2 protein-coding genes are annotated in these 526 nt (G+C 66.5%); both read right to left on the bottom strand.

The window, feature by feature from the left end; all coding sequences use genetic code 11:
• A partial coding sequence (locus RMT89_RS40905; protein WP_315888826.1) for a hypothetical protein occupies positions 1-235 on the bottom strand: 235 nt, incomplete at its 3' end.
• 22 nt (positions 236-257) lie between these two features.
• Positions 258-526, bottom strand: a 269-nt coding sequence (locus RMT89_RS40900) for a hypothetical protein (protein ID WP_315888825.1), incomplete at its 5' end; no start/stop codon positions are given.

Raw genomic sequence — 526 nt, 5'->3', positions numbered from 1 at the left:
CCGTGCGCTCCTCGCCGCCGAACTCAAGCTGCTGGACGCGGCCTTTGCGGCCAACGCGGGCGTCGGGCACGTTGAAGCTTTCCGAAATCGGATATTCGGTCCATTTGAACTTCTCGGCGGTGACGGTGGCGCGCGGCAACACCTGATCGGCGATGCGGAAATGCGCGGGGTTGCGGTAGCCGACGGCAATCGCGGTCAGCGCAGCGTCGACGACAAAGGGGCGTTTGGGGGCCATGTTCAGTCCTGTTTCTGGAAGCTCAGCCGCGGATCACGCCCGGGGCCATGAAGGCGTCGATGATGTCACCCGACACCCCCGGTTGATCGGCAAAGCCAATGATGTTGAGGTTGGCACCGGAGCCGGGCACGGCGCGGATGGCCAGCCCCGAGGCATTCGAGGTCAGCGGATCGCCCGCCGACACGACACCGCCAAGCTGGACCGAGACCAGCCCGCCGCGATGCACGTCACACATGCCGCCCGACGCCGCGCCCATTTTGTCGGACACGCCCACAAGGGGAACCGTGCCGC

The organism is Streptomyces sp. P17, assembly GCF_032436805.1.
Lineage (GTDB): Bacteria > Actinomycetota > Actinomycetes > Streptomycetales > Streptomycetaceae > Streptomyces.
The sequence above is the reverse complement of the archived record's forward strand: the minus strand, read 5'-3'. Positions and strand labels throughout refer to the sequence as shown.